The organism is Bacillus subtilis subsp. subtilis str. 168 (assembly GCF_000009045.1).
Classification (GTDB): domain Bacteria; phylum Bacillota; class Bacilli; order Bacillales; family Bacillaceae; genus Bacillus; species Bacillus subtilis.
Map to the genome: position 1 here is coordinate 2412704 of NC_000964.3, position 23204 is coordinate 2435907.

The 23204-nt window shown below is 42.6% G+C and carries 28 protein-coding genes, 1 other RNA gene, 3 pseudogenes and 3 other annotated features; of the genes and pseudogenes, 4 read left to right on the top strand and 28 right to left on the bottom strand.

Annotated elements, in window-relative coordinates:
- Positions 1–2 precede the first annotated feature (2 nt).
- From aroC to scpA, 15 genes are all read right to left on the bottom strand, one after another.
- Positions 3–770 carry a 3-dehydroquinate dehydratase gene (gene aroC, locus BSU_23080; RefSeq protein ID NP_390189.1) on the bottom strand — a complete coding sequence of 256 codons (768 nt, stop codon included), beginning with the start codon at positions 768–770 and terminating at the stop codon, positions 3–5.
- Positions 771–881: 111 nt separating this feature from the next.
- A complete protein-coding gene (rsiX, locus tag BSU_23090; RefSeq protein NP_390190.2) occupies positions 882–1988 on the bottom strand; it encodes a negative regulator of sigma(X) activity in 1107 nt (368 codons plus the stop codon).
- Positions 1924–2508, bottom strand: a complete 585-nt coding sequence (gene sigX, locus BSU_23100) for an RNA polymerase ECF(extracytoplasmic function)-type sigma factor sigma(X) (protein NP_390191.2) — start codon at positions 2506–2508, stop codon at positions 1924–1926. Before sigX ends, rsiX begins: the two co-directional genes overlap by 65 nt.
- A gap of 203 nt (positions 2509–2711) precedes the next feature.
- Complete coding sequence (resE, locus tag BSU_23110; RefSeq protein ID NP_390192.1) at positions 2712–4481, bottom strand: two-component sensor histidine kinase (ResD / ResE); 1770 nt, start codon at positions 4479–4481, stop codon at positions 2712–2714.
- On the bottom strand, positions 4478–5200 hold the full coding sequence (resD, locus tag BSU_23120) for a two-component response regulator (ResD / ResE) (protein ID NP_390193.2): 723 nt from the start codon (positions 5198–5200) through the stop codon (positions 4478–4480). The genes resE and resD overlap by 4 nt, the downstream gene beginning before the upstream one ends.
- 80 nt (positions 5201–5280) lie before the next feature.
- Complete coding sequence (gene resC / locus BSU_23130; RefSeq protein NP_390194.2) at positions 5281–6456, bottom strand: factor required for cytochrome c synthesis; 1176 nt, start codon at positions 6454–6456, stop codon at positions 5281–5283.
- Between the two features lie 19 nt (positions 6457–6475).
- Positions 6476–8104 carry a factor required for cytochrome c synthesis gene (resB, locus tag BSU_23140; protein ID NP_390195.1) on the bottom strand — a complete coding sequence of 543 codons (1629 nt, stop codon included), beginning with the start codon at positions 8102–8104 and terminating at the stop codon, positions 6476–6478.
- Positions 8101–8640 (bottom strand): extracytoplasmic thioredoxin involved in cytochrome c maturation (lipoprotein), encoded by a 540-nt coding sequence (gene resA, locus BSU_23150; RefSeq protein ID NP_390196.2) that lies wholly within the window; start codon positions 8638–8640, stop codon positions 8101–8103. Before resA ends, resB begins: the two co-directional genes overlap by 4 nt.
- A gap of 94 nt (positions 8641–8734) precedes the next feature.
- Positions 8735–9469: a 23S rRNA pseudouridine 2633 (=2605 standard) pseudouridine synthase gene (gene rluB / locus BSU_23160; protein NP_390197.2), complete on the bottom strand. Its 735-nt coding sequence runs from the start codon at positions 9467–9469 to the stop codon at positions 8735–8737.
- 91 nt (positions 9470–9560) lie between these two features.
- Positions 9561–10097, bottom strand: a complete 537-nt coding sequence (spmB, locus tag BSU_23170; RefSeq protein ID NP_390198.2) for a spore maturation protein — start codon at positions 10095–10097, stop codon at positions 9561–9563.
- Positions 10098–10101: 4 nt separating this feature from the next.
- The gene (gene spmA, locus BSU_23180) at positions 10102–10692 is read right to left on the bottom strand and encodes a spore maturation protein (RefSeq protein NP_390199.1); all 591 of its coding nucleotides are present in this window, start codon (positions 10690–10692) and stop codon (positions 10102–10104) included.
- A complete protein-coding gene (gene dacB, locus BSU_23190) occupies positions 10680–11828 on the bottom strand; it encodes a D-alanyl-D-alanine carboxypeptidase (penicillin-binding protein 5*) (required for spore cortex) (RefSeq protein NP_390200.1) in 1149 nt (382 codons plus the stop codon). Before dacB ends, spmA begins: the two co-directional genes overlap by 13 nt.
- A gap of 122 nt (positions 11829–11950) precedes the next feature.
- Positions 11951–12490: a hypothetical protein gene (gene ypuI, locus BSU_23200; protein NP_390201.1), complete on the bottom strand. Its 540-nt coding sequence runs from the start codon at positions 12488–12490 to the stop codon at positions 11951–11953.
- Between the two features lie 54 nt (positions 12491–12544).
- Complete coding sequence (gene spcB, locus BSU_23210) at positions 12545–13138, bottom strand: chromosome condensation and segregation factor (RefSeq protein ID NP_390202.1); 594 nt, start codon at positions 13136–13138, stop codon at positions 12545–12547.
- Positions 13128–13883, bottom strand: coding sequence for a chromosome condensation and partitioning factor (gene scpA / locus BSU_23220; RefSeq protein NP_390203.1), 756 nt, complete (start codon positions 13881–13883; stop codon positions 13128–13130). Before scpA ends, spcB begins: the two co-directional genes overlap by 11 nt.
- Before the next feature lie 280 nt (positions 13884–14163).
- On the opposite strand from scpA, the gene ypuF reads away from it, so the two are divergent.
- Entirely contained in the window at positions 14164–14688 is a 525-nt protein-coding gene (gene ypuF / locus BSU_23230; protein ID NP_390204.1) for a hypothetical protein, read from the top strand.
- A gap of 13 nt (positions 14689–14701) precedes the next feature.
- Here ypuF and ypzK read toward each other — a convergent pair whose 3' ends face one another.
- From ypzK to sipS, 8 genes are all read right to left on the bottom strand, one after another.
- Positions 14702–15076 carry a putative riboflavin synthesis-related N-acetyltransferase gene (ypzK, locus tag BSU_23240; RefSeq protein NP_390205.1) on the bottom strand — a complete coding sequence of 125 codons (375 nt, stop codon included), beginning with the start codon at positions 15074–15076 and terminating at the stop codon, positions 14702–14704.
- A gap of 112 nt (positions 15077–15188) precedes the next feature.
- On the bottom strand, positions 15189–15653 hold the full coding sequence (ribH, locus tag BSU_23250) for a 6,7-dimethyl-8-ribityllumazine synthase, beta subunit (protein NP_390206.1): 465 nt from the start codon (positions 15651–15653) through the stop codon (positions 15189–15191).
- Between the two features lie 32 nt (positions 15654–15685).
- The gene (ribBA, locus tag BSU_23260; protein NP_390207.1) at positions 15686–16882 is read right to left on the bottom strand and encodes a fused 3,4-dihydroxy-2-butanone 4-phosphate synthase and GTP cyclohydrolase II; all 1197 of its coding nucleotides are present in this window, start codon (positions 16880–16882) and stop codon (positions 15686–15688) included.
- Positions 16883–16896: 14 nt separating this feature from the next.
- The gene (gene ribE, locus BSU_23270; protein ID NP_390208.1) at positions 16897–17544 is read right to left on the bottom strand and encodes a riboflavin synthase (alpha subunit); all 648 of its coding nucleotides are present in this window, start codon (positions 17542–17544) and stop codon (positions 16897–16899) included.
- Positions 17545–17554: 10 nt separating this feature from the next.
- A complete protein-coding gene (ribD, locus tag BSU_23280) occupies positions 17555–18640 on the bottom strand; it encodes a fused diaminohydroxyphosphoribosylaminopyrimidine deaminase; 5-amino-6-(5-phosphoribosylamino) uracil reductase (protein ID NP_390209.1) in 1086 nt (361 codons plus the stop codon).
- 129 nt (positions 18641–18769) lie between these two features.
- Positions 18770–18914: flavin riboswitch (fswA, locus tag BSU_misc_RNA_36), an RNA gene on the bottom strand.
- A gap of 119 nt (positions 18915–19033) precedes the next feature.
- A complete protein-coding gene (ypuD, locus tag BSU_23300) occupies positions 19034–19378 on the bottom strand; it encodes a hypothetical protein (RefSeq protein ID NP_390211.1) in 345 nt (114 codons plus the stop codon).
- Positions 19379–19612: 234 nt separating this feature from the next.
- Positions 19613–20167 (bottom strand): type I signal peptidase, encoded by a 555-nt coding sequence (gene sipS, locus BSU_23310; RefSeq protein NP_390212.1) that lies wholly within the window; start codon positions 20165–20167, stop codon positions 19613–19615.
- Between the two features lie 266 nt (positions 20168–20433).
- On the opposite strand from sipS, the gene ypzC reads away from it, so the two are divergent.
- The gene (gene ypzC / locus BSU_23320; RefSeq protein ID NP_390213.1) at positions 20434–20670 is read left to right on the top strand and encodes a hypothetical protein; all 237 of its coding nucleotides are present in this window, start codon (positions 20434–20436) and stop codon (positions 20668–20670) included.
- Here the strand turns inward: ypzC and ypzJ are convergent.
- The 4 genes and pseudogenes from ypzJ to ypuB form a co-directional block, all read right to left on the bottom strand.
- The gene (ypzJ, locus tag BSU_23328; RefSeq protein YP_003097757.1) at positions 20613–20819 is read right to left on the bottom strand and encodes a hypothetical protein; all 207 of its coding nucleotides are present in this window, start codon (positions 20817–20819) and stop codon (positions 20613–20615) included. The two genes, ypzC and ypzJ, sit on opposite strands and share 58 nt — an antisense overlap.
- Before the next feature lie 108 nt (positions 20820–20927).
- Positions 20928–21182 (bottom strand) — a sequence feature (Evidence 5: Unknown function).
- Positions 20928–21182 (bottom strand): annotated as a pseudogene (gene ypuC, locus BSU_23329). (Overlaps the previous feature by 255 nt.)
- Positions 21175–21462, bottom strand: a sequence feature (Evidence 5: Unknown function; PubMedId : 15849754, 16850406). It overlaps the preceding pseudogene by 8 nt.
- Positions 21175–21462: pseudogene (gene ypuC / locus BSU_23330) on the bottom strand. It overlaps the preceding feature by 288 nt. Before ypuC (BSU_23330) ends, ypuC (BSU_23329) begins: the two co-directional pseudogenes overlap by 8 nt.
- A complete protein-coding gene (ypuB, locus tag BSU_23340; RefSeq protein NP_390215.1) occupies positions 21440–21643 on the bottom strand; it encodes a hypothetical protein in 204 nt (67 codons plus the stop codon). Before ypuB ends, ypuC (BSU_23330) begins: the two are co-directional and overlap by 23 nt.
- Before the next feature lie 408 nt (positions 21644–22051).
- Positions 22052–22168, top strand: a sequence feature (Evidence 5: Unknown function).
- On the opposite strand from ypuB, the pseudogene BSU_23349 reads away from it, so the two are divergent.
- A pseudogene (locus BSU_23349) lies at positions 22052–22168 on the top strand. (Overlaps the previous feature by 117 nt.)
- 140 nt (positions 22169–22308) lie before the next feature.
- Positions 22309–22521 (top strand): putative germination protein, encoded by a 213-nt coding sequence (gene ypzD, locus BSU_23350; protein ID NP_390216.1) that lies wholly within the window; start codon positions 22309–22311, stop codon positions 22519–22521.
- 135 nt (positions 22522–22656) lie between these two features.
- Here ypzD and ppiB read toward each other — a convergent pair whose 3' ends face one another.
- Complete coding sequence (ppiB, locus tag BSU_23360; protein ID NP_390217.1) at positions 22657–23088, bottom strand: peptidyl-prolyl isomerase; 432 nt, start codon at positions 23086–23088, stop codon at positions 22657–22659.
- Positions 23089–23204: the final 116 nt, after the last annotated feature.

Sequence of the window (23204 nt, forward strand, 5' to 3'; positions counted from 1 at the left end):
TTCTATCCCCGTGTGTTTTTATGCAAAATATCTAAGACACTCCTTAGCTCAGAAACAGGAATTTGGCCTGGTGCGGACGCCTCTTCTCCAGCTCCAAAAGTACAAGCCGATCCAAAAACCTCACCGCTCAGCCTGCTGATGAGCCCTGTTGCAGCCATTGACATTGTAATAATGGGGCGGTCTGCATATATTGTTTTCATTGTATACGTCGCATCAAGCAGTGTTAGGAGATCTCCAGTATCATTCGGCATGACAGCCATTTTTGGAATATGCGCGCCTAAGTCCTGCATTTTTCGAAGTCTGGAAATAATTTCATCTTTTACAGGTGTTTTTTCAAAGTCGTGATTTGACATCACCACATAGACGTTGTTTTCTTCCGCCAGCGATACTAACGCTTTTACATTTGCATCTCCTGAAAATAATTCGATGTCTATCAGATCGATGTCTTTTGTTTGGATTGCCGATTCCAGCAAAGCAAGATAGGAGCTTTCGTCCATCTCCATGCTCCCGCCCTCTTTGTGGGTTCTGAATGTAAATAGAAATAGCTTGTCTTCTAAAGATTTACGAAGCTTAGAAATGAGCTTTGTGACCGCTTCTCTGTCATTCGCTTTTTCAAATACGTCGACTCTCCATTCAACAATGTCCGGATTCAGTAATTTTACTGCCTCTGCTTCATTCAGAATTTGTTTTTCCGTCTTTCCCATCAGCGGAATGATGATTTTCGGCATCCCTTCCCCGATGGAAACTCCTTTAATCGTTAACACGTTCACTCGTCTCAAATCCTTTCAATCTTTACCTTGTTTTATTATACACGTACAACTTTTTTTTGAAAATTTCTATTATATGAATAGCAACTAAAAAAGAGCCTTAAAGGGCTCTTTTTAGTTTAAGGAAATCGGATTTGGAGCAGCTGGCACCGGAATTGCATCTGATATGTCATATTTGCCGATTTTTTTCGTTCTGGTTTCCGTAAAGGTCACTTCTGTGAAGCCAAACTCTTTTGCAGTCAAAAGTAGTCCCTCAATCATTAAAATACCGGCAATAGAATCATCAACTTCTGACTCCTTTGAAAAGCGGATATATAAGTGTTTCTGTTTCTTCGTTACAGATTGGACAGCACCCGCTTGAATAAGAGGTGTCGTATCTTCTTGGCTGCTCGATTCCATTTCCTTAATCGCTTCTTTTACTGTATCAAAAGAATGATTTGACGGAACGAGAAAGTCTTGTCCTTGTTTATTTTGGTACAAGTAGTAGGATCGTTTTGACTGTTTGGGAATCGAAATTTCCGTAAAAGTGCCATATGAGCCAATCCGAACCCCAGTCTCATTTTGATCCGATAAAAATTTGACTTTTTCATAAGGACTCCATTTTAAGGATTCTTTAAGCAATTTTTTTAACAGTGTATCATCTTTTATAGAAAATGCCGTAGCTGGCTGATGGACTCGTATACTTAATTCCTTCTGCTTTGGTTTTTCCTTTATTTCTACTTCATCTATGAAGGTTGGAATTGTAATGGCATGATCAAGGATGCCCAATTCACTACTTTCAAACAGCATATCCTGGATCGTTTGGTCTGCATTTGTTTTTTGAATGCTGACGGGTATGATTGCAGATGTATCGGCATCAGCAACCGCTACAGTGATGTAATTGTCTTGTTCCTTTTCAGGAACGACAAACGATGTCTGATCCAAGGACGATGCAGCTTTTGGGCTGTCTTCTGTCTCAGTTTTCGTTACTGCGTTCTCTTGGGACGCTTCTTTTTGTTGAGGCTGTGCCTGATCAAAGAAATGAGGAGAAATAATGAAGGCGATATAAACCGCAATTGCAGCGGCACACGCGGGGCCAATCCACCTGACAGCGGGCTTATTTTTACGCTTTGCCATCGTCAGCCGCTTGTAAATATCCTGAGGCGAACGATGGTCTTTAACTGCCGGAAGTTGACTTAACAACTCCTTTATCTGTTCTTCGTTCCATTCTGACTTCATCATCCATTAGCTCCTCCCTCAAAAGCTCCATATGTTTCCGAAGTACTTTGAGCCCTCTGTGTTGGGTCGTTTTTACTTTGCTTTCCGAGAAGCGCAGAGCCTTGGCTGTTTCCTGTATTGAATATCCCTGAATAAACCGCAAGATAATCACAGCTCTTTGATCGATTGTACATTGATCAAGCGCAGCATAAATTTCCCGGACATTTTCATGTTGAACCGCAAGTTCGTCCGGCAGCAATTGCTGATCCCTGACATCCTGTGTATCCCAGTCAAATGTACCGAGTATACGCTGTCTGATTGTTTGCTGTTTACGGAACCAGTCTATCGCAACATGGCGTGCGATAGACAAAAGCCATGTTTTTTCACTGCTTCTTCCTTCAAACGTATGATAAGAATTTAATACCCGGATATAAACCTCTTGAAGAAGGTCTTCTGTCTGGTTTTTATCCTTTACCATATAAAATAAAAATTGGTACAAATCTTGATGATATGTATCATATAATAATTGAAAGGTTTCTTCCATTTGAAACCCCTCCGTTCACTTTTTTGTCGTATGAATAGCTTGAAAAGTTACATTACAACTATATTACGAGTAACTGGAATTTGGAAGGGAATTTATATTAACATATCCTTAAATTTTATTAATGTTGGCTATTAAAAAAACACCCGCTCAGTCAGCGGGTGTTTCTTATGGAACAAGATTCTTCGGCAAATTCAGACTCGATTTTACCGTTTTGTCGGAATATAAAAAGAAAATGTTGTTCCTTTATCTATTCGGCTGTGCACAGTAATTGATCCGTTGTGGGCTTCCACGATATTTTTAACGATAGCCAGCCCTAACCCGGTTCCTGCTCTGCCCCTTGTCCGCGCTTTATCTGCCTTATAAAACCGCTCAAAGATAAATGGCAGATCTTCTTCCGGTATGCCAGACCCGGAGTCTTTGATATCAATTTTCAATCCATCCTTCACAGAATGGACTGAAATGGAGACACTGCCGCCGGCTGAAGTATGCCGCAGCGCGTTATCAATCAAATTGGTAAATACCTGCTCCATCTTGTCTTCATCAAACATAAATTCCTCTTCTGTGAGAGAAATGTCATGATCTAAAGCAATATTTTTTTCTTTCGCAACACCGGAAAACTTCCGAATGATCTTTTCTAAAAACTCATTCACATTGATTTTTTCATAATGTAAGCCTGTATGGCCTGATTCCATTCGGGCTAAATCAAGCAAATCATTAACTAAACGGCCCATTCGGAGCGATTCGTCATAAATGATTTGGGCAATTTCTTTCCGGTCTTCTTCAGAGCTTGCAATGTCATCGACAATTGCTTCACTGTATCCCTGAAGCATGGAGATCGGTGTTCTCAGCTCATGACTGACATTTGCGATAAAGTCCTCCCGCAGCTTATCAAGGCGGCGTTCTTCTGTCATGTCACGCAGTACGGCAACCGCTCCTCTGACGTGCGATTCCGCATAAAGCGGCGACATCAAAAGCACCCATGATCTGCCTTGAAGCGTCATCTCAATCATTTGTTCTTTTTCAGTGCTGACAGCGTTTTGAAACAGCTCTTTTGCTTCAGGCGGAAGATTGTCGCCTTCTTTGATATTCATGTTCTGTTCATAATACCAAGCCTGAAGAAAACGTTCAGCCGGCGGGTTGGTCACAAGAATCGTACCGTCAATATTAATGGTAATAACCCCGTCAGCCATACTGCTCAAAATGTTAGAAAGCTGCTCTTTTTCTTGATTGAGCGCATTGATATGAAAGTTAAGCTGCCGGCCCATTTGATTAAAAGCGGTCGCCAGTTCACCGATTTCATCCTGAGTTAAAATCGGGATTTTTGTATCGAACTTGCCCTTCGCCAAATCCTGCGCGCCTTCTCTCATTTTTCGGAGAGGGTACGTGACCCTGCTTGATAAAAAGAATGCGAAAAATGTGGTCAGCACAATCGCAATTCCAGCGGCAAGAAAAATATAGCGGGTCGTATGTTTTGTTGTATCTTTAACGGCAAGCAAAGACTGGGATAAAAAGACCATGCCTTTCTTTCCGTCTTTTTCATACGGGACACCTACAATCAGGCGTTCATTATCCGTGTCTGTATCGCTCAGTCCCGTCCGTTTGCTTACTTTTTTATGGTCTTTGAGAGCTTTATTTAAGTCTTTGTCATGCTGTATTTGCTCAACCGTAATAGACGACAGGCGATTTTTATCATTCGGAGAATACCAGTGGTTCTTCTCATCCTGGATGATGGCAATGCTTGTTAAGTTATCAGCGAGTTCCCAAGTGATTGACCTTGCCAGTGCCTGGTCCTCGTGATTTTCTAGGATGACAGCAACTTTATTCGCAAGCTGTGTTAAATCATTCTCAGCTTCTTCCACATGGTAGTTTTCAATAAACTCCAGCAAAAGAACCGTTAAAATGAACAATACGATCAAGACGAGTGAAAGGATCGTAAACCACAGCTTGCCTACTACGCTTTTCCAAAATTTCATTCAGCGCCGACCTCAAATTTATAACCTACACCCCATACGGTGACAATTTTTTTCGCAGCTTCCGGAGATACCTTGTTCAGCTTCTCTCTCAAGCGTTTGACGTGAGTGTCCACTGTCCGTAAATCACCAAAAAACTCATATTGCCACACTTCTTTCAGAAGCTTTTCCCGATCATACACCTTGTCAGGCGTTTTCGCTAAGAAATATAGAAGCTCATACTCTTTTGGCGTCAGGCTCACTTCTGTTCCATCAGCTGTTACGCGGTGAGCATCATGGTCTATTGACAGATGTGAAAACACGAGCACATTTTTCGTCGGTGTATTGGCATTGAAATAAGAGGTTTGGGATGCTCTTCTCAAAAGGGCCTTTACACGCAGCACGACTTCTCTCGGGCTGAACGGCTTAACAATATAATCATCTGTTCCCGCTTCAAACCCCTGCACCCGGTTTGCTTCTTCTCCTTTTGCGGTCAGCATAATAATGGGTGTCGCTTTTTTTTCACGAATTTGCCGGCACACTTCAATTCCATCAGTCCCCGGCATCATCAGATCAAGCAAAATTAAGTCATAATTGGCTTCAAGCCCTTTGGCAATGGCTTCATCACCATTTTCAGCTTCATCTATAGCATAATTTTCACGTTCAAGATACATTCTTAAAAGGCGGCGAATTCTGGCTTCGTCATCAACTACTAATATTTTTGTTTCGTTCGTTTGGTCCATGTTTTCCCCCTGCTTTCCTTCTGTTACTTTCATTTTATCAAATCGTGAGAAAGTTTGAGAACTGTGTCGCTTTCAAAGGACTATGCATAAGAATGAAGTCCGGCAAGCACAAGATTTACGAATATTAAATTAAACATAATAATAGCAAAACCGATTACGGCCAGCCATGCTGACTTCTCACCGTGCCAGCCTCTTGACAGTCTTAAATGCAAGTAAGCGGCATAGAACAAAAATGTGATCAGCGCCCATACTTCCTTAGGGTCCCAGCCCCAAAATCTGGTCCACGCGAGCTGAGCCCAAATCATTGCAAAGATCAGCGCGCCGAGTGTAAAGATCGGAAATCCGATTGATACGGCCCTGTACCCAACCTCATCCACCAGATCAAGATTGACGTTTTTCACCAGCGGATGTAATAGAGCGCTGATTCTTTTTCTGATGATCAGACGGAGAGCCCCATACAACACAAGACCTGCTCCAAATGACCAAATGACAGTGTTCACTTTTCTGCCTGAGAAAAGCGCGGGAAGATCAACAAGCGGTTCCATTCTTCCTTCGGTCAAAAGCTCTCCCTGATGCGGACCGACAAGCGCGGGCATTTCGTACACCATCACGCTTTTTTCTTTACTTTTGTCCACCCAGTTAAACTCCGCTTCATAGCCTGCAAGACGAAATGCCGATGTGATTGCAATAAAGGCGACGGTTGTGACCAGGATAAACATAATCGCTTCAAGCCAGAAGGTCTTTTTGCTTGGCTTTGTCTGGTCTACATGCTTCAAAAGAAAGATGACACCAGCGACAAAGCTGATGGCAAGTATAGCTTGCCCAAGCGCGGCCGTTGTTACGTGAATATACAGCCAGTTACTTTGGAGCGAAGGAATTAAAGGCGAGATATCTGTCGGAAACATGCTGGCGTAGGCAATCAGCAATAAAGCAATTGACAGCGTAAACAGGCCTAATGAAGGCAATCTATAGAGAAAATAAAGAATGATAAACGCCAAAACAAGCATCATGCCAAAAGCGGTGGTGAATTCAAACATATTGCTGACAGGCGCATGGCCGCTTGCAGCCCACCTTGTGATGAAATATCCTAGGTGGCAGAAAAAACCGACAATAGAAAGGGTGATTCCAATGTTGGCCCATCGGTTTGGCCTGCCCTTTTTATCTTTATTCCCGCGTATGGCCCCGCCGAAGATTGGGACAGCGATTAAATACACAAGAAAGGCCGCATAAAGAAAATTTCCGCTCAGCTCTGCCATGACATCACTCCCTTTTCGCCTATTTCTGTGTTTTGATTAATTCTTTTTGGTCCACCGGTTCAGTCAGTCCGGAATCAGCCAATATAAATGCTAAATCCTTCTTCAGGCCAAACCAGTTTTTATTGGTATGCCCTGCTACCATAACTGCACCGTCCTGTGAGTGCAGCCAAATTCTTCGATGCTGCCAGTACATACCTTGAATGACACCGATCATAAAAATGGCTCCGCCGACAGCAAGCACCCAGAGTGTCAGATCCTTTCTGACTGTAAGTCCAGTAATGTTTTTCGTTTCGACATGGTCAAATTTCAGCTTGTATTTATTATTGCCTGATCCTTCGATGGTTTCTTGGATGGCGACAAAGCTCTTTTCGCCTTTCGGTTTGTCCGGCGTTATGATATTAAAGACAAAAGCCGGATTGTTAGGGATCTTTGTTTTTGTGCTCGGCTCTCCGTCCTGATTAAAATAGAAGTCAGGCAGGTAGCTGGCGATTTCCACCTTGTAACCGTTACCAAGATCATAGACTGAATCTGGATCCAGAAGGTTGATCTTCAGGCTCCCAAAGGATTTTTTTGTTTTTTTATCAATCAGCTGGAACACCATTTGGTCAAGCTGATTCTCTTTGTAATCCACCTGGTAAACGGAAAAAGAATCAAAACGCAGCGGCTGATTGACACGGATGTCTTCTTCTGTTACTTTTTCCAGCTTCGGCTTCTCGCCATAAACAATTTTTCCTTCTCTCTTGTAGAGTACGGCATCAGTTTGAAAGTTCTTTGCCACTCTACCGTCCCCGACTCTGTCAATGGCATCTGCAAATACCTTTTTTTCCGTTTTGCTGTTATAGGTCTCTACGCTGAATTGATTGTTTTTCAAATAATATTTTCCGTCTGTACCCGGAATTGCTGCGGTTTCGCCTTCTCTGACCCAAAGCGTCTCATCGACGTACATGCCAGGCACAAATCTCAGCATCGCACCAATCAGAAAGATGATCAATCCAATGTGGTTGACATACGGGCCCCAGCGGGAAAAGCGTCCTTTTTCAGCAAGAATGCTGCCCTCTTTTTCTCTGATTCTATAATGTTTTTTCTTTAATAGAGTAACTATCTTTTCTTTCGATTCCCCGTTCAGTACAGTAACTGTTTCACTGAACAAGCGCTGCCTTCTTAAAAAGGCCGGGCTCCTTCTGACACCTTGGTTTTTTAACGCTCTATACAACGGAATGACCCGATCAAGGCTGCAAATCACGAGTGAAATGCCGATCGAGGCAATGAGCAGCAAATACCACCAAGAACCATATAAATGATGAAACCCGAGCAAATAATAAAGCTGGCCAAACGTGCCGTACTGCTCCTTGTAATAAGTATCAGCCTGTGCGCCCGGAGGCAGATAGGCTTCCTGGGGAAAAATGGTGCCGAACGCTGATGCGGCAAGGGTTATGACGATAAGCCATATTCCCACCTTAACCGAGGAAAAGAAATTCCAAATTTTGTCGATGATCGTTTTGTTATAGGTTTGCGAACGTCTTGCGCTTCCGTCATATCTCATATCAGCGAGCGGAGGTTGAGTTTCCTGAAGAGCTCTTCCGCACGATTCGCATAAAACGGTTCCGACCGGGTTTATATGTCCGCATTCACATTTGACTTGCTTCATCCCGAAGTCTCTCCGGGTTTTATGAGATTCATATAATCGTGTATCATGCTTTCTGTCATAGTGCCGGTCACCACCTTGACAACTTTTCCTTCCGGATTGATCAAAAAGGTTGTCGGAAGCGGAGATACGTCATAGGCATCAAGCACTTGGCGATCTGTATCCAGAACAACCGGGAAATTGACTCCGTAGGATTTCATAAAATTATGTACTGCTATCTTTGACTCCCCAACATTTACAGCGACAATTTCAACACCTTGGCTTTTAAAATGCTTATATTGGTTTGCCATATAAGGAAACTCTTTTTTGCACGGTTCACACCATGTACCCCAGAAATTCAAAAAAACACCTTTCCCTTTTAAGTCACTGAGCTCGATACGTTTCCCATTCGTATCCTCTAGGACAAAATTCGGTGCGTCGGACCCTTCGGATATACTCTCTTTGCCGGCAAATACAGCGTTGTAAATGGTATAGCCGAGTGCGCAGATTAAAACGAGAAGGATGCCGGTCCGAATGAATAAACGCCTTTTTTTCTTCATTGTCCACTGCCCCCTTCCCCCTATTGCAGATCCATTCAATTATATCATTGCACGTTCATTTCACATTTCTTACTTTTTGAAGGTTATGTGAAATTTAGAAAGCGTTTTTACCGTGATCCGCCAGTGCTCTGAGCCTTTTTACTTCGTGAGGCGTAAGCTCTCTGGCATCGCCCGTGTGCAGGCCTCGCAGGTTTAAAAACGCGTATTCCTCACGCTTCAGCTTGATTACCTCATGTCCGATCGCTTCAAACATGCGGCGCACTTGTCTGTTGCGTCCCTCATGGATCGTCAGCTGAATAATGCTTGTCTGCTTTTTCTTATCCAAAGACAGCAGCTTCGCTTTAGCAGGCGCTGTTTTGCCTTCCTCCAGCCTAATTCCGCGCTCCAGCTTTCTGAGCAGCTCTTTAGGCGGGATTCCTTTCACCTTCGCCACGTATGTTTTGTCTATTTCATACTTAGGATGCATTAGCTTATTGGCGAATTCGCCGTCATTGGTTAAAAGCAAAAGACCGCTCGTATCATAGTCCAGACGCCCAATCGGATAAATGCGCTGCGGAATATTTTTAAAAAAGTCCGTCACCACTTTGCGTCCTTTATCATCTTGCGCTGCGGAAATAACGCCTCTTGGTTTATATAAGAGAAAGTAAACCGGCTCTTCGCGTTCAACCTTTAACCCGTTTACCTCAATCTGATCAGAACCGGTGACCTTAACACCTAGCTCTGTTACTACTTTGCCATTCACCTTTACTTTTCCTTCTTTAATCAGCTCTTCTGCCTTTCTGCGCGACGCAACTCCGGCATGAGCAATCACTTTTTGCAGTCTTTCCATGTCTTTCACCTCAAGTATTATCTTACTTTTTTCAACCTTAACAAACAAGCTTTTTCAAATTCCTATGCCAAATCTAAAAAAAACGCCGTTTTCAGGCGCTCCCAAATAATAACGTAACGATGATGATAGATGCAACTACGCCGATTAAATCTGCAAGAAGTCCCACCTTTAATGCATCACCCATTTTTTTAATGCCGACTGCTCCGAAATACACAGTCAGTACGTAAAGCGTTGTATCTGTAGATCCCTGCATGACGGAAGCCAGCCTGCCGATAAAGGAATCGGGCCCGTATACTGCAATTAAATCGGTCGTCATTCCAAGTGCGGCCGTACCGGAGATCGGGCGGATCAGAGCAAGCGGCACTACTTCAGCAGGGATGCCGATAGCGGAGAAAGCCGGTTTTAAAAGATCCATTATAAAATCAAGCGCGCCTGATGATCTGAAAACAGTTATAGCGACAAGCATTCCGACTAAATAGGGGATAATGGAAAAGGCAATTTCTATCCCCTCTTTCCCGCCTTCGACAAACGATTCATATGTCGGAACCTTTTTGATCGTTCCATAAAGAAGAATTCCGGCAATAATGATTGGAATCATGGCTAAAGACAGCCAGTTGATGATTTCCATCCGCTCACCTTCCCTTCTTTTTGCGGCGGTAATAAAAATACCGATCAATGATAATGGCACCGATTCCGGAAATAAGCGTTGCCAAAATGCTTGGCCCGACGATATCTGTCGGCGTTTTGGAGGAATAAGCCATTCGGACAGCGATCACCGTTGTCGGGATGAGTGTGATGCAGGACGTATTAACAGCTAAAAAAGTAATCATCGACCGGCTTGCTTCCGATCGGTTTCCGTTCAGCTTTTTCATTTGTTCCATTGCTTTAATGCCAAGCGGAGTTGCTGCATTTCCGAGGCCGAAGAAATTCGCCATAAGATTAGATAAAATATAGCCCATCGCCGGGTGATCCGGCGGTATATCAGGGAACAGTTTAGATATAAAAGGTCTGCACATCCGGCTGAAAATATCCAAAAGCCCTGACTGCTCGGCGATTTTCATTAAGCCAAGCCAGAAAACAAGCACGCTCATCAATCCAAATGAGATCGTAATCGCTTCTTTCGCACCCTTAAACACGGCTTCATTTACATCTTGCAGAGTTCCGTTGCACATCGCAAAAACGAGTCCGATCACGGTTAAACTGACCCAAATTATATTGACCATTTTGCTCCGCCTGCCGCATTCAGAAAGATTGATTTAAACGTTTCAAAAAATTGTTTCTTCGGTTTTTGATGCCGCTCATTTTCATAATAGATCGGCACTTTTGCGATGGTTGCATCGTTGAACATGATCTCCATGTGCCCTACGATGTCAGGGATTTTCGAGGCATCTTTTTCCCATGCTTTTTTCGGCTTGAGCAGTGTGGTATTAATTTTTACATTTTCTTTTTCCTCTTCGGTCAGCAAATAGGTGATATCACGTTTGATAAAAGCCTTCGATTCATAAAATGTGCCTTTCAGCTTTGGAATATCCCCTTTTTTTGCAATTAAATAGGTTTGATAATGCTCAAACACATAGTTAAACATCTTCATATGGTCATCCCAATCATTAGGGTCATTAATGGTGACGGCTATCAGGTCAATGCCGTCCTTTGAAGCCGTAGAGACCAGTGTCCGTTTTGCAAGTTTTGTATAGCCTGTTTTTCCTCCTGTGCTGTACGGATAAAGCATGGTCAGCAGTTTGTTTTTGTTTTTCCATACGCTTTCCATCGTTTCCGCTTTGTATATTTTTGTGCCTGAAATCTTTTGATAGTCTTTCAGCTTCATAGCATACTTAGTTAAAATGGCCATGTCATAGGCTGTTGAATAATGATTTTCATGGTCGTCCAATCCGTGCGGGTTTTGAAAACGGGTGTTTTTCATACCAAGCTGCTCGGCTTTTTGATTCATCATATAAACAAACCCATCGAGGCTCCCACCGACATGCTCAGCAATCGCGACAGCGGCATCGTTTCCTGATCTTAGCATCAGGCCATACACAAGATCTTTCAGCTTCACTTTTTGACCTTCTGTTAAATAAATGGCGGAGCCTTCTGTTCTGACAGCATTTGCCGAAACCGTCACTGTTTGATCCATTTTGCCGGATTCGATGGCGAGGACGGCGGTCATAATTTTTGTGATGCTCGCGATCCGCCTTTTTTGATGCTCATCCTTGGCATATAACACTCTGCCTGACGCACCGTCAATAATGATCGCGCTTTTTGCACTGACATCTATAGCAGCATGTGCTGTATTCACATTTACGGTTGCAATAAGAAAAGAAATCATGATCACGAATACTGCTTTTTTGAAAATGCGCATGTTTGCTCACGTCCTTGTGGTGGTTTGTACAAGTTTATGCGCATGTCCATCAGTTATGAATAACAATTATATTTCTGGAAGCAAACATAAAAAAACTCTCCCTGAAAAAGGGAGAGTAAACGTTATCTGATTGGCGCCATGCTTGATCCGGACGCTTCGTAATGAGCCAGCTCTTCCCTCATCTTCAGAAAGGCCGCGCTCAACGGCAATAATAATTGCTCAAGCGACGCAGGAACAGCATGATAAAACTCAATTGCGCTGACCCCGGTATAAGACGCCCGGCTATTTTCACACCACGTGTCTTTTTTCGGCATAAAGAACTCTTCAATGCATTGGTGATACACATTATAAAGTGTTTTTTCCGCTCTGGCTTCCTGAAAAGGCTCCTGCATCAGGAGACGACGGCACGCTTCTGCGCCTCCTTCACAAAATACTGCCATTCTTCTCAGAGTGCTAAGCACATCACAGCAGTATCCTTTTTCAATAGGCAATTCAGCCTGTAAGGACTCAAGCGTCGTTTGATTTAGGTAATCGTTCACGGTATTGACAACCATTGATAAGAATTCGCCTGTTTTTTGAGTCTGCGCTCGCACAATCGAATGTCCCATTTCGTTTGGTATCTTCCCCTCATGTATTTGTCTCTCACATTTTGCTTCTTTCATGATAGCTTCTTCCTTATATCTTATGATGATGAAAAAGCGCGATTCATTAAACTTCTATTTTATATCTTCGAAGGTTTGGTTAAAGTTTTCAAAAAATAAATCTGCTTCTTCTTGAAGAACGTCTTCTTCCGCATTTTCAGGCAGCGGCGGAAGCTCGTCCAGCGTTTTCAGACCGAATTGTTCAAGAAAAGTCGGCGTAGTACCGTATAAAATGGCCCGCCCCGGACCATCGGCACGCCCTACTTCACACAATAGCGCCTTCGCGACAAGACTGTGTAAAATCCGCTCTGATTTTACTCCTCTGATTTCTTCAATTTCTGCTCTCGTAATTGGCTGTTTGTATGAAACAATGGCCAGTACTTCTAAAGATGCTTGAGAAAGGCCCTTTGACGGCACTTCAATCAGTTTTTTCAAGTAAGGCGCAAAGTCTTTTTTGGTAGAGAGCATGTACGTATCTGCATACTCAATAAGTTCAATCCCTCGTGTATCTCCGCGGTATTCGTCCGCCACATCCGCCATGATCGTGTTCAGTTCAGGCTCTTCGATTTCAAGCACTGTTAACAGCTGCTTTTTTGTAAGCCCTTCATCGCCTGCCGCATAAAGAAGGGCTTCCACAATAGCTTTCCAATTCACGATATCAAGCCCCATGAATGGATTCACTCCCCGTAATGTAAATATCTGAAAAATTGTGCTCCTGTTCAATGAGGACCAGCTGATTTTTCATCAGCTCAAGAACAGCTAGAAAGGTCACTACTAAATGTTCTTTTTGCTCATATGGAAACAGATCCATAAAGTTAATTCTCGTTCCTCTAGATTTCAAGCTGTGCACGATTTCGTTCATTCTGGCTTCGATTGGTATGTCCTGTCTTGTAATTGTTGTTTCCATCGGCCTGTTTATTTTTTTGCGTTTCAGCACTTTTTGAAAAGCTCCGATCATATCATAGACCGTGACAGAGAGCTTTTGCTCAGACTGTTTTACTTCTTTTGCATATTCACTCAAATCACTCGGCGGTTTCGTGAACGATTTTTGTCTTTCTTCTTCCCGTTCTTTTAAATCCTTCGCCGCATCTTTATATTTTCGGTACTCAATCAGCTTTTCAATCAGTTCCTCCCGCGGATCTTCTTCTTCAAGTAATTCATCTTCAAAAAGCTCCTCCTCTTGCTTCGGGAGCAGCATTCTGCTTTTAATGCTGAGCAGCGTGGCAGCCATAACCAAATACTCGCTGGCAATGTCGAGCTCAAGCACGCGCATCGTATGTACATATAATAAATATTGTTCAGTGATCTTCGCCACAGGTATATCATATATGTCAATTTCAAGACGATTGATTAAATGAAGCAGCAGGTCCAATGGGCCCTCAAACGTATCAATTTTCACTTGATATTCTTCCATCATCTCACCATTTTCAAGTATCACTCTCATTGCCGGAAAAACTGGCTACCCTATAGTATAAGCCACCAAAAAGCTCTCGTCCAATACTATTTCATATCCTGTTTTGAAGGAGTTTGTACAGAATATTCAAAACACAAGAGGTGTTTGCTCGGAGCGCAGAAGCGGGAGAAAAAGCCTTTGCTTCTGGTTTTCCTTTCTAAGAAGCACTAGAGGCCGGGCGTTCTTTTTTCCTTTTATCCCTTCTATGGTACACTAAAAGCACATTAAAGGAGGAAGCACCTTGTATCCGAAAGCTTATATAGATTATCTCGTTGAGTTTCATGCGACACGGGATTATTTTGAATGCCATGAAATATTAGAAGAATATTGGAAGGAAGATCCGCCAAAGAAACGAAAACGCTATTGGGTGGGCTTTATTCAGCTTGCAGTGGCTTTATATCATCACAGAAGGCAGAATACAGCCGGGGCAAAAAGACTGATGGCGAACAGCATCCGGATTCTTCAAGCAGAACACCGGGCAGTCGAAGACTTAGGGCTTGATCATGGCCGTTTGCTCGAACTTATGCAATCGGTTTACGAACAAATCGAAACCGTCTCTGCCTATAAAAGCATTATACTGCCAATCAAAGATGAGAAACTGGAGGAAGCATGCAGGATCGAATGCAGGAAAAAAAAGTATACATGGGGGCAGCCCAGTGCACTCAGCAACATATTTCTTATCGACAAACACCGTTTGCGGGATCGGACTGACGTCATCCGTGAACGTGAAAAAGAAATAGAACGCAGAAAAAAAAGCAGAGACTGATCACAGCCTCTGCTTAATTATTGTATGAAATGTCTTGATCCTGCTGACCTTGACAACGTTCGAAAAAGCTCTGCGTTAATTCATTTGGAACCAGTACTTGCGTTTTGAATAAATGCTTTAAAGCATCCATCATCTGTTTTCCGATTCCTTGATGGCGATGAGAAGGATTCACACTGATATGCCGGATCTCAACCTCAGAATCCTTTTTTTCGACTCCGATTGCTCCGACGATATCCTCGTCCTCTTTCCAAAGAAAGAGCTGGCGGTCTGTATCCGTTTCGTAGTCCTTAATTGTCTGCTGAAGCTGCTTAAGGTCTTTTTCATTCGGCATAAACGAAAGAAGCCCCATCGCAATCTTTTCAAACGATTTTTTATAACGAATTAACATAAAAACCCCTCTATATCCAAAATGTCCAGTCTGCTATTAACGGATACGAATAGGTGATCCGTTTTCTCACATTATATCATTTTCGCCATATTTTTAAACTGTTTTCAGCAAATTATTCAAATGAGCGGTTTAAATTTGCCATTTCAATGGCAGAAACAGCACAATCTACACCTTTGTTGCCCGCTTTTGTGCCGGCACGCTCGATAGCCTGTTCGATGTTTTCAGTTGTTACAATTCCAAAGATGACAGGTACACCAGTAGTGTTTGCTGCTTGCGCGATGCCTTTTGCAGCTTCATTGCAGACATAATCGTAATGTGTCGTTGCGCCTCTGATGACAGTGCCCAATGTGATAATAGCATCATATTTTTTTGTTTCCGCCATTTTTTTCGCAGCAAACGGTATTTCAAATGCGCCTGGAACCCAAGCCACATCAATGTCATTTGTGTCTACGCCATGTCTGAGCAGCGCATCTTCTGCTCCGCTCAGCAGCTTGCTCGTAATAAAATCATTAAATCTTCCTACTACGATTCCGATTTTAAGACCTGTACCAACTAAATTTCCTTGTATGATATTCATATGATTCCCATCCTTTTTTGTGATATTTGTGATTAGAAATGAAGTAAATGACCTAGCTTGTTCATTTTGGTTTGCAAATATTTTTTATTGTGTTCTTTCGCCTCCATTTGAAGCGGCACTCTTTCTGAAATACTGAGTCCGTAGCCTTCAAGGCCTGCGATTTTTCGCGGATTATTCGTCAAAAGCTTCATATTCCGGACACCGAGGTCGCGTAAAATTTGTGCTCCGATGCCATAGTTGCGAAGATCCGGCAAGAATCCAAGCGCCTCATTGGCTTCTACGGTGTCATAGCCTTGTTCCTGAAGCTTATAAGCTTTTAATTTATTGATTAAACCGATGCCTCGTCCTTCTTGGCGCAAGTACAGGAGCACTCCACGGCCTTCTGCGGCAATTTGGTTCAGCGCGGCGTGCAGCTGCGGTCCGCAATCACAGCGATGAGAGCCAAACACGTCACCTGTGAGACATTCTGAATGCACCCGGACCAATACCGGTTCTTCTCCGAACGGCACATCTCCCATCACAAATGCGACATGCTCTTTTCCATCTACCTCATTTGTGTATCCATAAACCTTAAATGTCCCAAAATCAGTAGGCAGCGTAATGTCAACTTCACGCTCGACAAGTGTTGTCAGATTGTAACGGTATTGAATCAAATCCTTAATGGTGATCATTTTTAATTGATGCTTTTTCGCAATTTCAATGAGCTCAGGCACTCTCGCCATCGTTCCGTCTTCATTCATAATTTCACAAATGACGCCGGCTCCTGGAGATCCGCAAGCTTCAGCAAGATCAACAGCAGCTTCTGTATGGCCCGCTCTTTTCAGGACACCTCCTTTTTTCGCAATCAGTGGAAAAATGTGCCCCGGACGCTGAAAATCAGATGGCACGGATTTGCTGTCCAGCAATGCTTGAACGGTAAAAGATCTTTCTTGAGCGCTGATACCTGTCTTCGTTTCACGATGGTCTATGCTTACGGTAAATGCAGTGTGGTGAGAGTCTGTATTATGCTCAACCATAGGGTGAAGATCAAGCCTGTCTGCGATTTCCTCACTGAGCGGCGTGCAGATCAGTCCTCTCCCATGTGTCGCCATAAAGTTAATGACTTCCGGCGTTGCATGCTCGGCAAGAGCCACAAAGTCTCCTTCATTTTCTCTGTCTTCATCATCTACAACGATGATGACTTCGCCTTTTTTTAAAGCGTCCAGTGCTTCTTCTATCGGATGAAACATGCAAATCTTCCTCTCTAAAAGCCGTTTTCGCTTAAGAAGGCTTTTGTAATGGTTTGTTGGGTCTTATTTTCATTGGCTTTATGCAAAAATCGATACATATATTTTCCGATCATATCGCATTCGATATTCACTTTAGAGCCGATCGTTTTTTCTGAAAAGATCGTTTCGCTGATCGTATGCGGTATTAAGGAGATCGTCACTGTGTCTTCTGTCAGGCCGAATATGGTTAAGCTCACGCCATCCACAGTAATTGATCCCTTTAAAACCAATGTTTTTGTTAATGACGGGTCCATTTTTAAATCATAGTAAACTGCGTTGCTTTTCTCTTCAATTCGTGTGATTTCCGCAGTTCCGTCGACATGGCCTGAGACGAAATGGCCTCCGAAACGGCCGTTTGCCGCCATCGCTCTTTCCAGATTTACTTTGCTTCCTTTTGTTAAATCATTCAGTGACGTAGCTTTGACTGTTTCAGGCATAACATCCACTGTGAATTGATTTTTTGTAAAATCAGTGACAGTCAGACAAATGCCGTTCACTGCAATGCTGTCGCCAAGATGAACATCCTCTAAAATCTTTGAGCATTTAATAGTTAAGGCCATTGCATGCCCTGCTTTTTTCATGGATTCGATTGTGCCTGTTTCTTCGATAATTCCTGTAAACATGGTCACCATCCTATTCCTTTGTCGGTTTTGCCGTCAGTTTGATATCACGGCCGATTTGGGTTATATCAGTGAATTGTAATAAGGGGACATCTTTCATTGATTGAAAACCTTCACCGGAGATTAAGCTGGGAGCATGCGTTCCTCCGATTAGTTTAGGGGCAAAATAGAAGATGATTTCTTGAAAACAGCCTTCTTTGACAAAGCTTCCGTGAACAGCTGAACCGCCTTCCACATACACCGACATGATGCCTTCTTCCGCTAGGATCTTCAAAACATCAGGAATTTGAATGCGCTCGGTTTCAAGTGTAAATATGTTCACTCCGAAAGCTGAAAGCCGTTTTTTCTTTTCCTCGTCTGCGCGTGCCGTCGTAAAAATCCATGTCGGCGCTATTTGATCGCAAATCACTTTAGCGTCCTCAGGAATCGAGAGTACGGTATCAAGTATGACCCGAACCGGCTGTTTTGTTACATTCGGCAGTCTGCAGGTTAAGCTCGGATTGTCGGCTTTCACTGTGCCAACTCCGACTAAAATGCTTTGGTGTGTTTTCCTGTATTGCTGAGCATCCTGTCTTGCAGCCTCTGACGTGATCCATTTGCTGTCACCCGTGCTGGTAGCTATCTTGCCGTCAAGGCTGGCAGCCGCTTTTAGCGTGACGTACGGAAGGCCTGTCCTCATAAAGTGCAGAAATTTTTCATTCAGCCTCTCCGCCTGGTCTGCCAGGATGCCTTCCCTTACCTCAATGCCAGCTTCTTTCATCATGCTGATCCCTCTTCCAGCCACAAGCGGATTAGGATCTCTCATCGCCACGAACACTCTTTTGATACCAGAGTTGATAATCAATTCTGCACATGGCGGTGTTTTTCCGTAATGGCTGCACGGTTCGAGTGTAACGTAAATGTCGGCACCCTCTGCATGTGCTCCAGCCATATGGATGGCATGAACTTCTGCATGAGCTTCACCATATTTTAAATGGGCGCCCATTCCGACAATTTGTCCGTCCTTTACGACAACAGCGCCGACGAGCGGATTGGATTCGGTCTGTCCTTCGCCCTGCTTCGCAAGATCTAAGGCCAGCTTCATATAATACTCTTCCATTTGTTTCCCTCCCCTCTTTTGTTATTTACCGTCAAAAAAGCCCCGAATTTATAAAAAATTCGGGGCTTTAGGTATTTTACGCAATAGGAAATAACACTATGCATTTTTAAACATTTTGCATAGCGGCTCATCATCCTTCTCCCATCCAGACTTTCACTGTCGGCTTCAGCTTAAACTGAATCCACCGCGTGCTTATGCACACGGGTCACGGGCTCTAAAGCAAATGTGCTTTACTACCGCCGGTCGGGATTTCCACCCTGCCCCGAAGGATACAATCTTTATTCATTTGTCCTTATTGGTTATTATAGCGATCCTTTTTAAAGTACGCAATGAAATAAACTTACAATTTGAGAAAAACAAAACATCACCCTTCGATCCGAAAGGTGATGTTTTTTAATCATTCACTTTTGCAACCTTGATTAATCCGTCGATCCGCTTTGATTTGCTGAAGTAAGCCTTAATCTTGTCACCTTCTTTTATATCAGATAAATCCTGATTTAATTTTTTTCCGTTGAAGATGATTTTCGTTCCGTTTTCTGCTACTCCATGATACTCTGAGCCGTCAATTTTCGTCACTTTATATTCCTGGATGGTGTATTCCTCTTCTTCCGAGGACAAGGTTTGTCCAATTGCTGTCGGAACATCCTTCAGCTCAATATCATTTATGTACATATAACCGCCTGCAAGTAAAAGCAAAAGCACTAACAGAATGGTAATCTTGGTTTTTATTCTTCCCATTTCTAAACCTCCAGCCAATATGAATCTATTCATTCATATGAGTTATTCCTTTTTTTCATGAATAAAAAACCGTAAATTCTCGTAAATTATTAATATAACGATGCATAACGGGAATATGTTTCACATTTCTGCAAAAATTTCTTTTCTATAGATATACGAATTTATGTTCTGTTTTTAGGGGATGACCGTAAAAAAGATATAAAAAAAGCAGCCCCAATGGGAAGCTGCTTGATCCTAATTTGTTTTGCGCATTTCGTTAAACGGGTAGAAAACAAACTTTGACGTACCCGCAATTTGTTTTTTCGTGAAGAGGCCAAGGCCGTTACGGCTGTCCATGGAATTGCGACGATTGTCACCCATCACAAAATACTTGTTATCAGGCACTTTAACCGGGCCGAAATCATCGGTCAAATGGTCAAAACCGTCCTGTTTCGCTCTCTTTTTATTAGCCGCCAAATAAGGTTCGTCCACCTTTTTCCCGTTGATATAGAGCTGGTCATTTTTCATCTCAACCGTATCGCCGGGAAGGCCGATAATACGTTTGACATAGTGAACATCATCTCCGTTTAACACGACGATGTCTCCTCTATCAAACTCGCCGATGTATTTGACTGTCATATTAACAAAAACCCTTTCACGGTTGTGAAGTGTAGGATACATAGAGTCACCATCAACGACATACGGCGCAAAAATAAAGTTGCGGATGAGCAAAGCAAGAACGACAGCAATCACAATTGCTTTTGCCCATTCTAATATTGACTTTTTCTTCGAAACATTTTCTGATTTCAACTGATTTCCTCCAATAAACAACGGTCTTCAATTTATGTTATCACGAATCGAAAAAAAATCCCATTAGGACCATTGAAGTGATTTTACAAACTGTTAATCTTCATCTTCTACCCACATCATGCCTATTTTTTCTTGTCGATCATAACTAGGCCTGAAAATATTGAAAGAAATGAATCGCATAATTCAGAAGCGATGGACTCAGAAGAAAGAGAGTTCTCATATGCAAAATCTTTAGATCGTATATAAAGCATGAGGTTACGGGCAGTTTGTTCATTTACTGCATTCCATTGATCTCCCAGTCCATGATACCCATGGCACTTGACAAAACAATTAACGTCATGAAGGTTACTGGAATGTTTGCGGCAACCTATTTCACAGGTGATAACCGCACCCCGTTTTTTGCTTTCATAATATGTTTAAAATCATTCAAGCTCGAAAACATGGATCAGCCTCCAAAAAATAAATCCAATATATTCCCGGCAGTTGAAGACTCTTTATTATAAAACTCTGAATATCCGCAGTTCTTACAGTAAACCACTAGAAATCGGTTATGCTGCACGTCAAACAGCTTTGATAATCCCGTGCCGGTTGTAGCTATTTCTTTTTGTCCGGCTTCAGTACTACCGCATTTTATACAGCCTTTGTTGTTCATATCGCGATCTCCTTTTCATTACATCACGTTTGTTTGATTTATTTTACTACAAAATATCAATCCCAATGACCCGTACTACTTTAAAGTTTACTTAATTTTGATTACATACTAATTGGGTTCGTTTCTCAGCTTGGTAAATCTTCTGGAGAAACGGAAAAGCTCCATGACCAAAACATTCAAACTCAGCCAAACACCGCCGAAGGCGTAACCCGCAGCAACATCACTCGGATACTGCTCATAAAGTACACACGGCTCAGCCCGATGAGGAATAAAACGATAATAAACAAAAAAATGCAACAGTTTGCAGACGCGTCTTGTGAGAATGACGAACAAAAAGATAAGCACAAAAACCAAAAATGACAAATGCCGTTAAAGTCTGTTCGCTCGGGAATGGATATAATACATGACTTTCCAAAGGAGCGTGAACAGGATGAAGGGAATGAAAGAGCCGTCTGATTCCCTCTTCATAAAGCTCCCCACCAATGACTAGGAAAAATAAGAAAGAGAGTTCGATTTTCCGATCTTGCCCTCTGAATACCGTCCAAAAAAAAGTTAGAACAATAACGGCTAACAGAACACCTCTCGACGCAAAAGCTTTCTGAATTGCAGCTGGGCCCAGTCTATACCCGATCCAATACGACATGCTCACTCCCACAGCTCCCCAATCCGGCCGCTAACATGCTTAGCACCCAGTTTAACTTTTCTTGAAACACGAGAACACCGGCAAACTCTCCCGGTCCAAGTAAAGCTAGAAGCTCTAACATCAAGACAATAAACAAGACGGCATATCCGTACTGTTCGAGCAACCCCGTCAAAACTTGCATGTGATTCTCCTTAAACTTTTTTGTTCTTTTATCATTCCCAATCCACTTTTTGTATAATCAGCACAATTTTATCTTCAGTCGTCCAACAACATTGTCTATGGCGGGATCTTCTCTCATACATTCTTTTTTGACATAGGAGGAGCAATAGCATGAAATGGGAGGAAACAAAAGATACGCAGGGAGTTTGCCAAAATTTTGGGCAGTTCGTTCTGCCACCGAGTCAGGTGTTTGTTTGCCCACCTCATCCCTTGTCAATTCCCCATTTTTCCCGTTTGAGGTTCGAAATGGTAAAGTATTTCACTTAGTTTCTTACATGAAGAGGTAAATTCTTTGCTCACCGAACTAGGATAGCGGCGTATGGCGATTTCTACATTGCATAACCACTGGTTATTTAGTGAGCCGTGAGCAATGTATATGCACTTTGAGTCAGCACAGGATGATCCTATTACATTCGCCAGAAAAGCAGCTGCCGCATTCAGAGTAGTTAAAAGAATAGACAGATATCTGGGCTTCCGGAAGCTTTAAAGGAGGCTCTTTTTTCGAGCATTTTTATAAATCAATAAAAACAGGCATCTCCTAAATATTTTTGCCGATAAGTTTACGCTAATCAACTCTAGCACTAATACATATAAAAAATAGAATGATATGAAAGGAGACTTGATAGTATGATTGATTATCCTATTAATATAAACAACGTTTCCGGGAACAGTGTAATTAACGTAGGCGGCGCTTTTATGATCAGGCCTTTAACTTTGTCCAAATCTGTGTTTGGCTCCGGAGGTTTAAACACAGGAATTGTCTTTGAAAATAACTTTGTAAGCAAAGCTAAAATGATTAATCATCAATTTACTGATCAAAACGTCACCAAAACTTTTTAATGTATTCAATACACGGGGGTCACTAACTAAACACCTGGTTTTGCCAACCGCCATCAGCATTCGGCGGTTTTTTATTGAACATTTTTGGCCAATAAAAAAAGCTTCCTCTCTAAGAGGAAGCCTTTTGCCTGCCGATTAGCCTTCTACACGAACTTCTTTCATGACATCGCCATTAGACATGTTTTTCGCGAATTCTAATCCGCTTGTTACTTTACCAAATACAGTGTGAACACCGTTCAAATGAGGCTGTGGCTCATGAACGATGAAAAATTGGCTGCCGCCAGTGTCTTTTCCGGCATGTGCCATAGAAAGTGCGCCCGCCTCATGTGTATGCGGGTTGCCTTCTGTTTCACATTTGATTGTGTATCCCGGACCGCCTGTACCAGTTCCGTGCGGGCATCCGCCTTGGCTGACGAAGCCAGGGATCACTCGGTGGAATGTAAGCCCGTCATAAAAGCCTTCGTTCGCAAGCTTTTCAAAGTTTGCAACAGTTCCAGGTGCAGCTTCAGGATAAAGTTCAAATTCAATTTTGTTCCCGTCTTCTAATAAAAAGTAACCTGTTTTCAATTGTATGCCTACTTTCTTTATTTTAATTTTCAAAGGAGATTATGTATAGGTTATAGCCTGTCTCTCCTTGTCGCGGCTATTATACCACACCTTTCGGGGGAAAACGAATCTCCCGA

Coding starts and splice junctions, on each gene's coding strand:
- ypuI (NP_390201.1), bottom strand. CDS start 12,490: ATGAAAGAAGCAAAATGTGAGAGACAAATACATGAGGGGAAGATACCA.
- ypzJ (YP_003097757.1), bottom strand. CDS start 20,819: ATGAACAACAAAGGCTGTATAAAATGCGGTAGTACTGAAGCCGGACAA.
- spcB (NP_390202.1), bottom strand. CDS start 13,138: ATGGGGCTTGATATCGTGAATTGGAAAGCTATTGTGGAAGCCCTTCTT.
- resE (NP_390192.1), bottom strand. CDS start 4,481: ATGAAATTTTGGAAAAGCGTAGTAGGCAAGCTGTGGTTTACGATCCTT.
- dacB (NP_390200.1), bottom strand. CDS start 11,828: ATGCGCATTTTCAAAAAAGCAGTATTCGTGATCATGATTTCTTTTCTT.
- rluB (NP_390197.2), bottom strand. CDS start 9,469: ATGGAAAGACTGCAAAAAGTGATTGCTCATGCCGGAGTTGCGTCGCGC.
- ypzD (NP_390216.1), top strand. CDS start 22,309: ATGATTGATTATCCTATTAATATAAACAACGTTTCCGGGAACAGTGTA.
- ypzK (NP_390205.1), bottom strand. CDS start 15,076: ATGTTAATTCGTTATAAAAAATCGTTTGAAAAGATTGCGATGGGGCTT.
- ypuB (NP_390215.1), bottom strand. CDS start 21,643: ATGCAAGTTTTGACGGGGTTGCTCGAACAGTACGGATATGCCGTCTTG.
- ribH (NP_390206.1), bottom strand. CDS start 15,653: ATGAATATCATACAAGGAAATTTAGTTGGTACAGGTCTTAAAATCGGA.
- ribE (NP_390208.1), bottom strand. CDS start 17,544: ATGTTTACAGGAATTATCGAAGAAACAGGCACAATCGAATCCATGAAA.
- scpA (NP_390203.1), bottom strand. CDS start 13,883: ATGGAAGAATATCAAGTGAAAATTGATACGTTTGAGGGCCCATTGGAC.
- spmA (NP_390199.1), bottom strand. CDS start 10,692: ATGGTCAATATAATTTGGGTCAGTTTAACCGTGATCGGACTCGTTTTT.
- ribBA (NP_390207.1), bottom strand. CDS start 16,882: ATGTTTCATCCGATAGAAGAAGCACTGGACGCTTTAAAAAAAGGCGAA.
- rsiX (NP_390190.2), bottom strand. CDS start 1,988: ATGATGAAGTCAGAATGGAACGAAGAACAGATAAAGGAGTTGTTAAGT.
- ypuD (NP_390211.1), bottom strand. CDS start 19,378: ATGGGAAGAATAAAAACCAAGATTACCATTCTGTTAGTGCTTTTGCTT.
- resA (NP_390196.2), bottom strand. CDS start 8,640: ATGAAGAAAAAAAGGCGTTTATTCATTCGGACCGGCATCCTTCTCGTT.
- resD (NP_390193.2), bottom strand. CDS start 5,200: ATGGACCAAACGAACGAAACAAAAATATTAGTAGTTGATGACGAAGCC.
- spmB (NP_390198.2), bottom strand. CDS start 10,097: ATGGAAATCATCAACTGGCTGTCTTTAGCCATGATTCCAATCATTATT.
- sigX (NP_390191.2), bottom strand. CDS start 2,508: ATGGAAGAAACCTTTCAATTATTATATGATACATATCATCAAGATTTG.
- resB (NP_390195.1), bottom strand. CDS start 8,104: ATGAAGCAAGTCAAATGTGAATGCGGACATATAAACCCGGTCGGAACC.
- ribD (NP_390209.1), bottom strand. CDS start 18,640: ATGGAAGAGTATTATATGAAGCTGGCCTTAGATCTTGCGAAGCAGGGC.
- resC (NP_390194.2), bottom strand. CDS start 6,456: ATGGCAGAGCTGAGCGGAAATTTTCTTTATGCGGCCTTTCTTGTGTAT.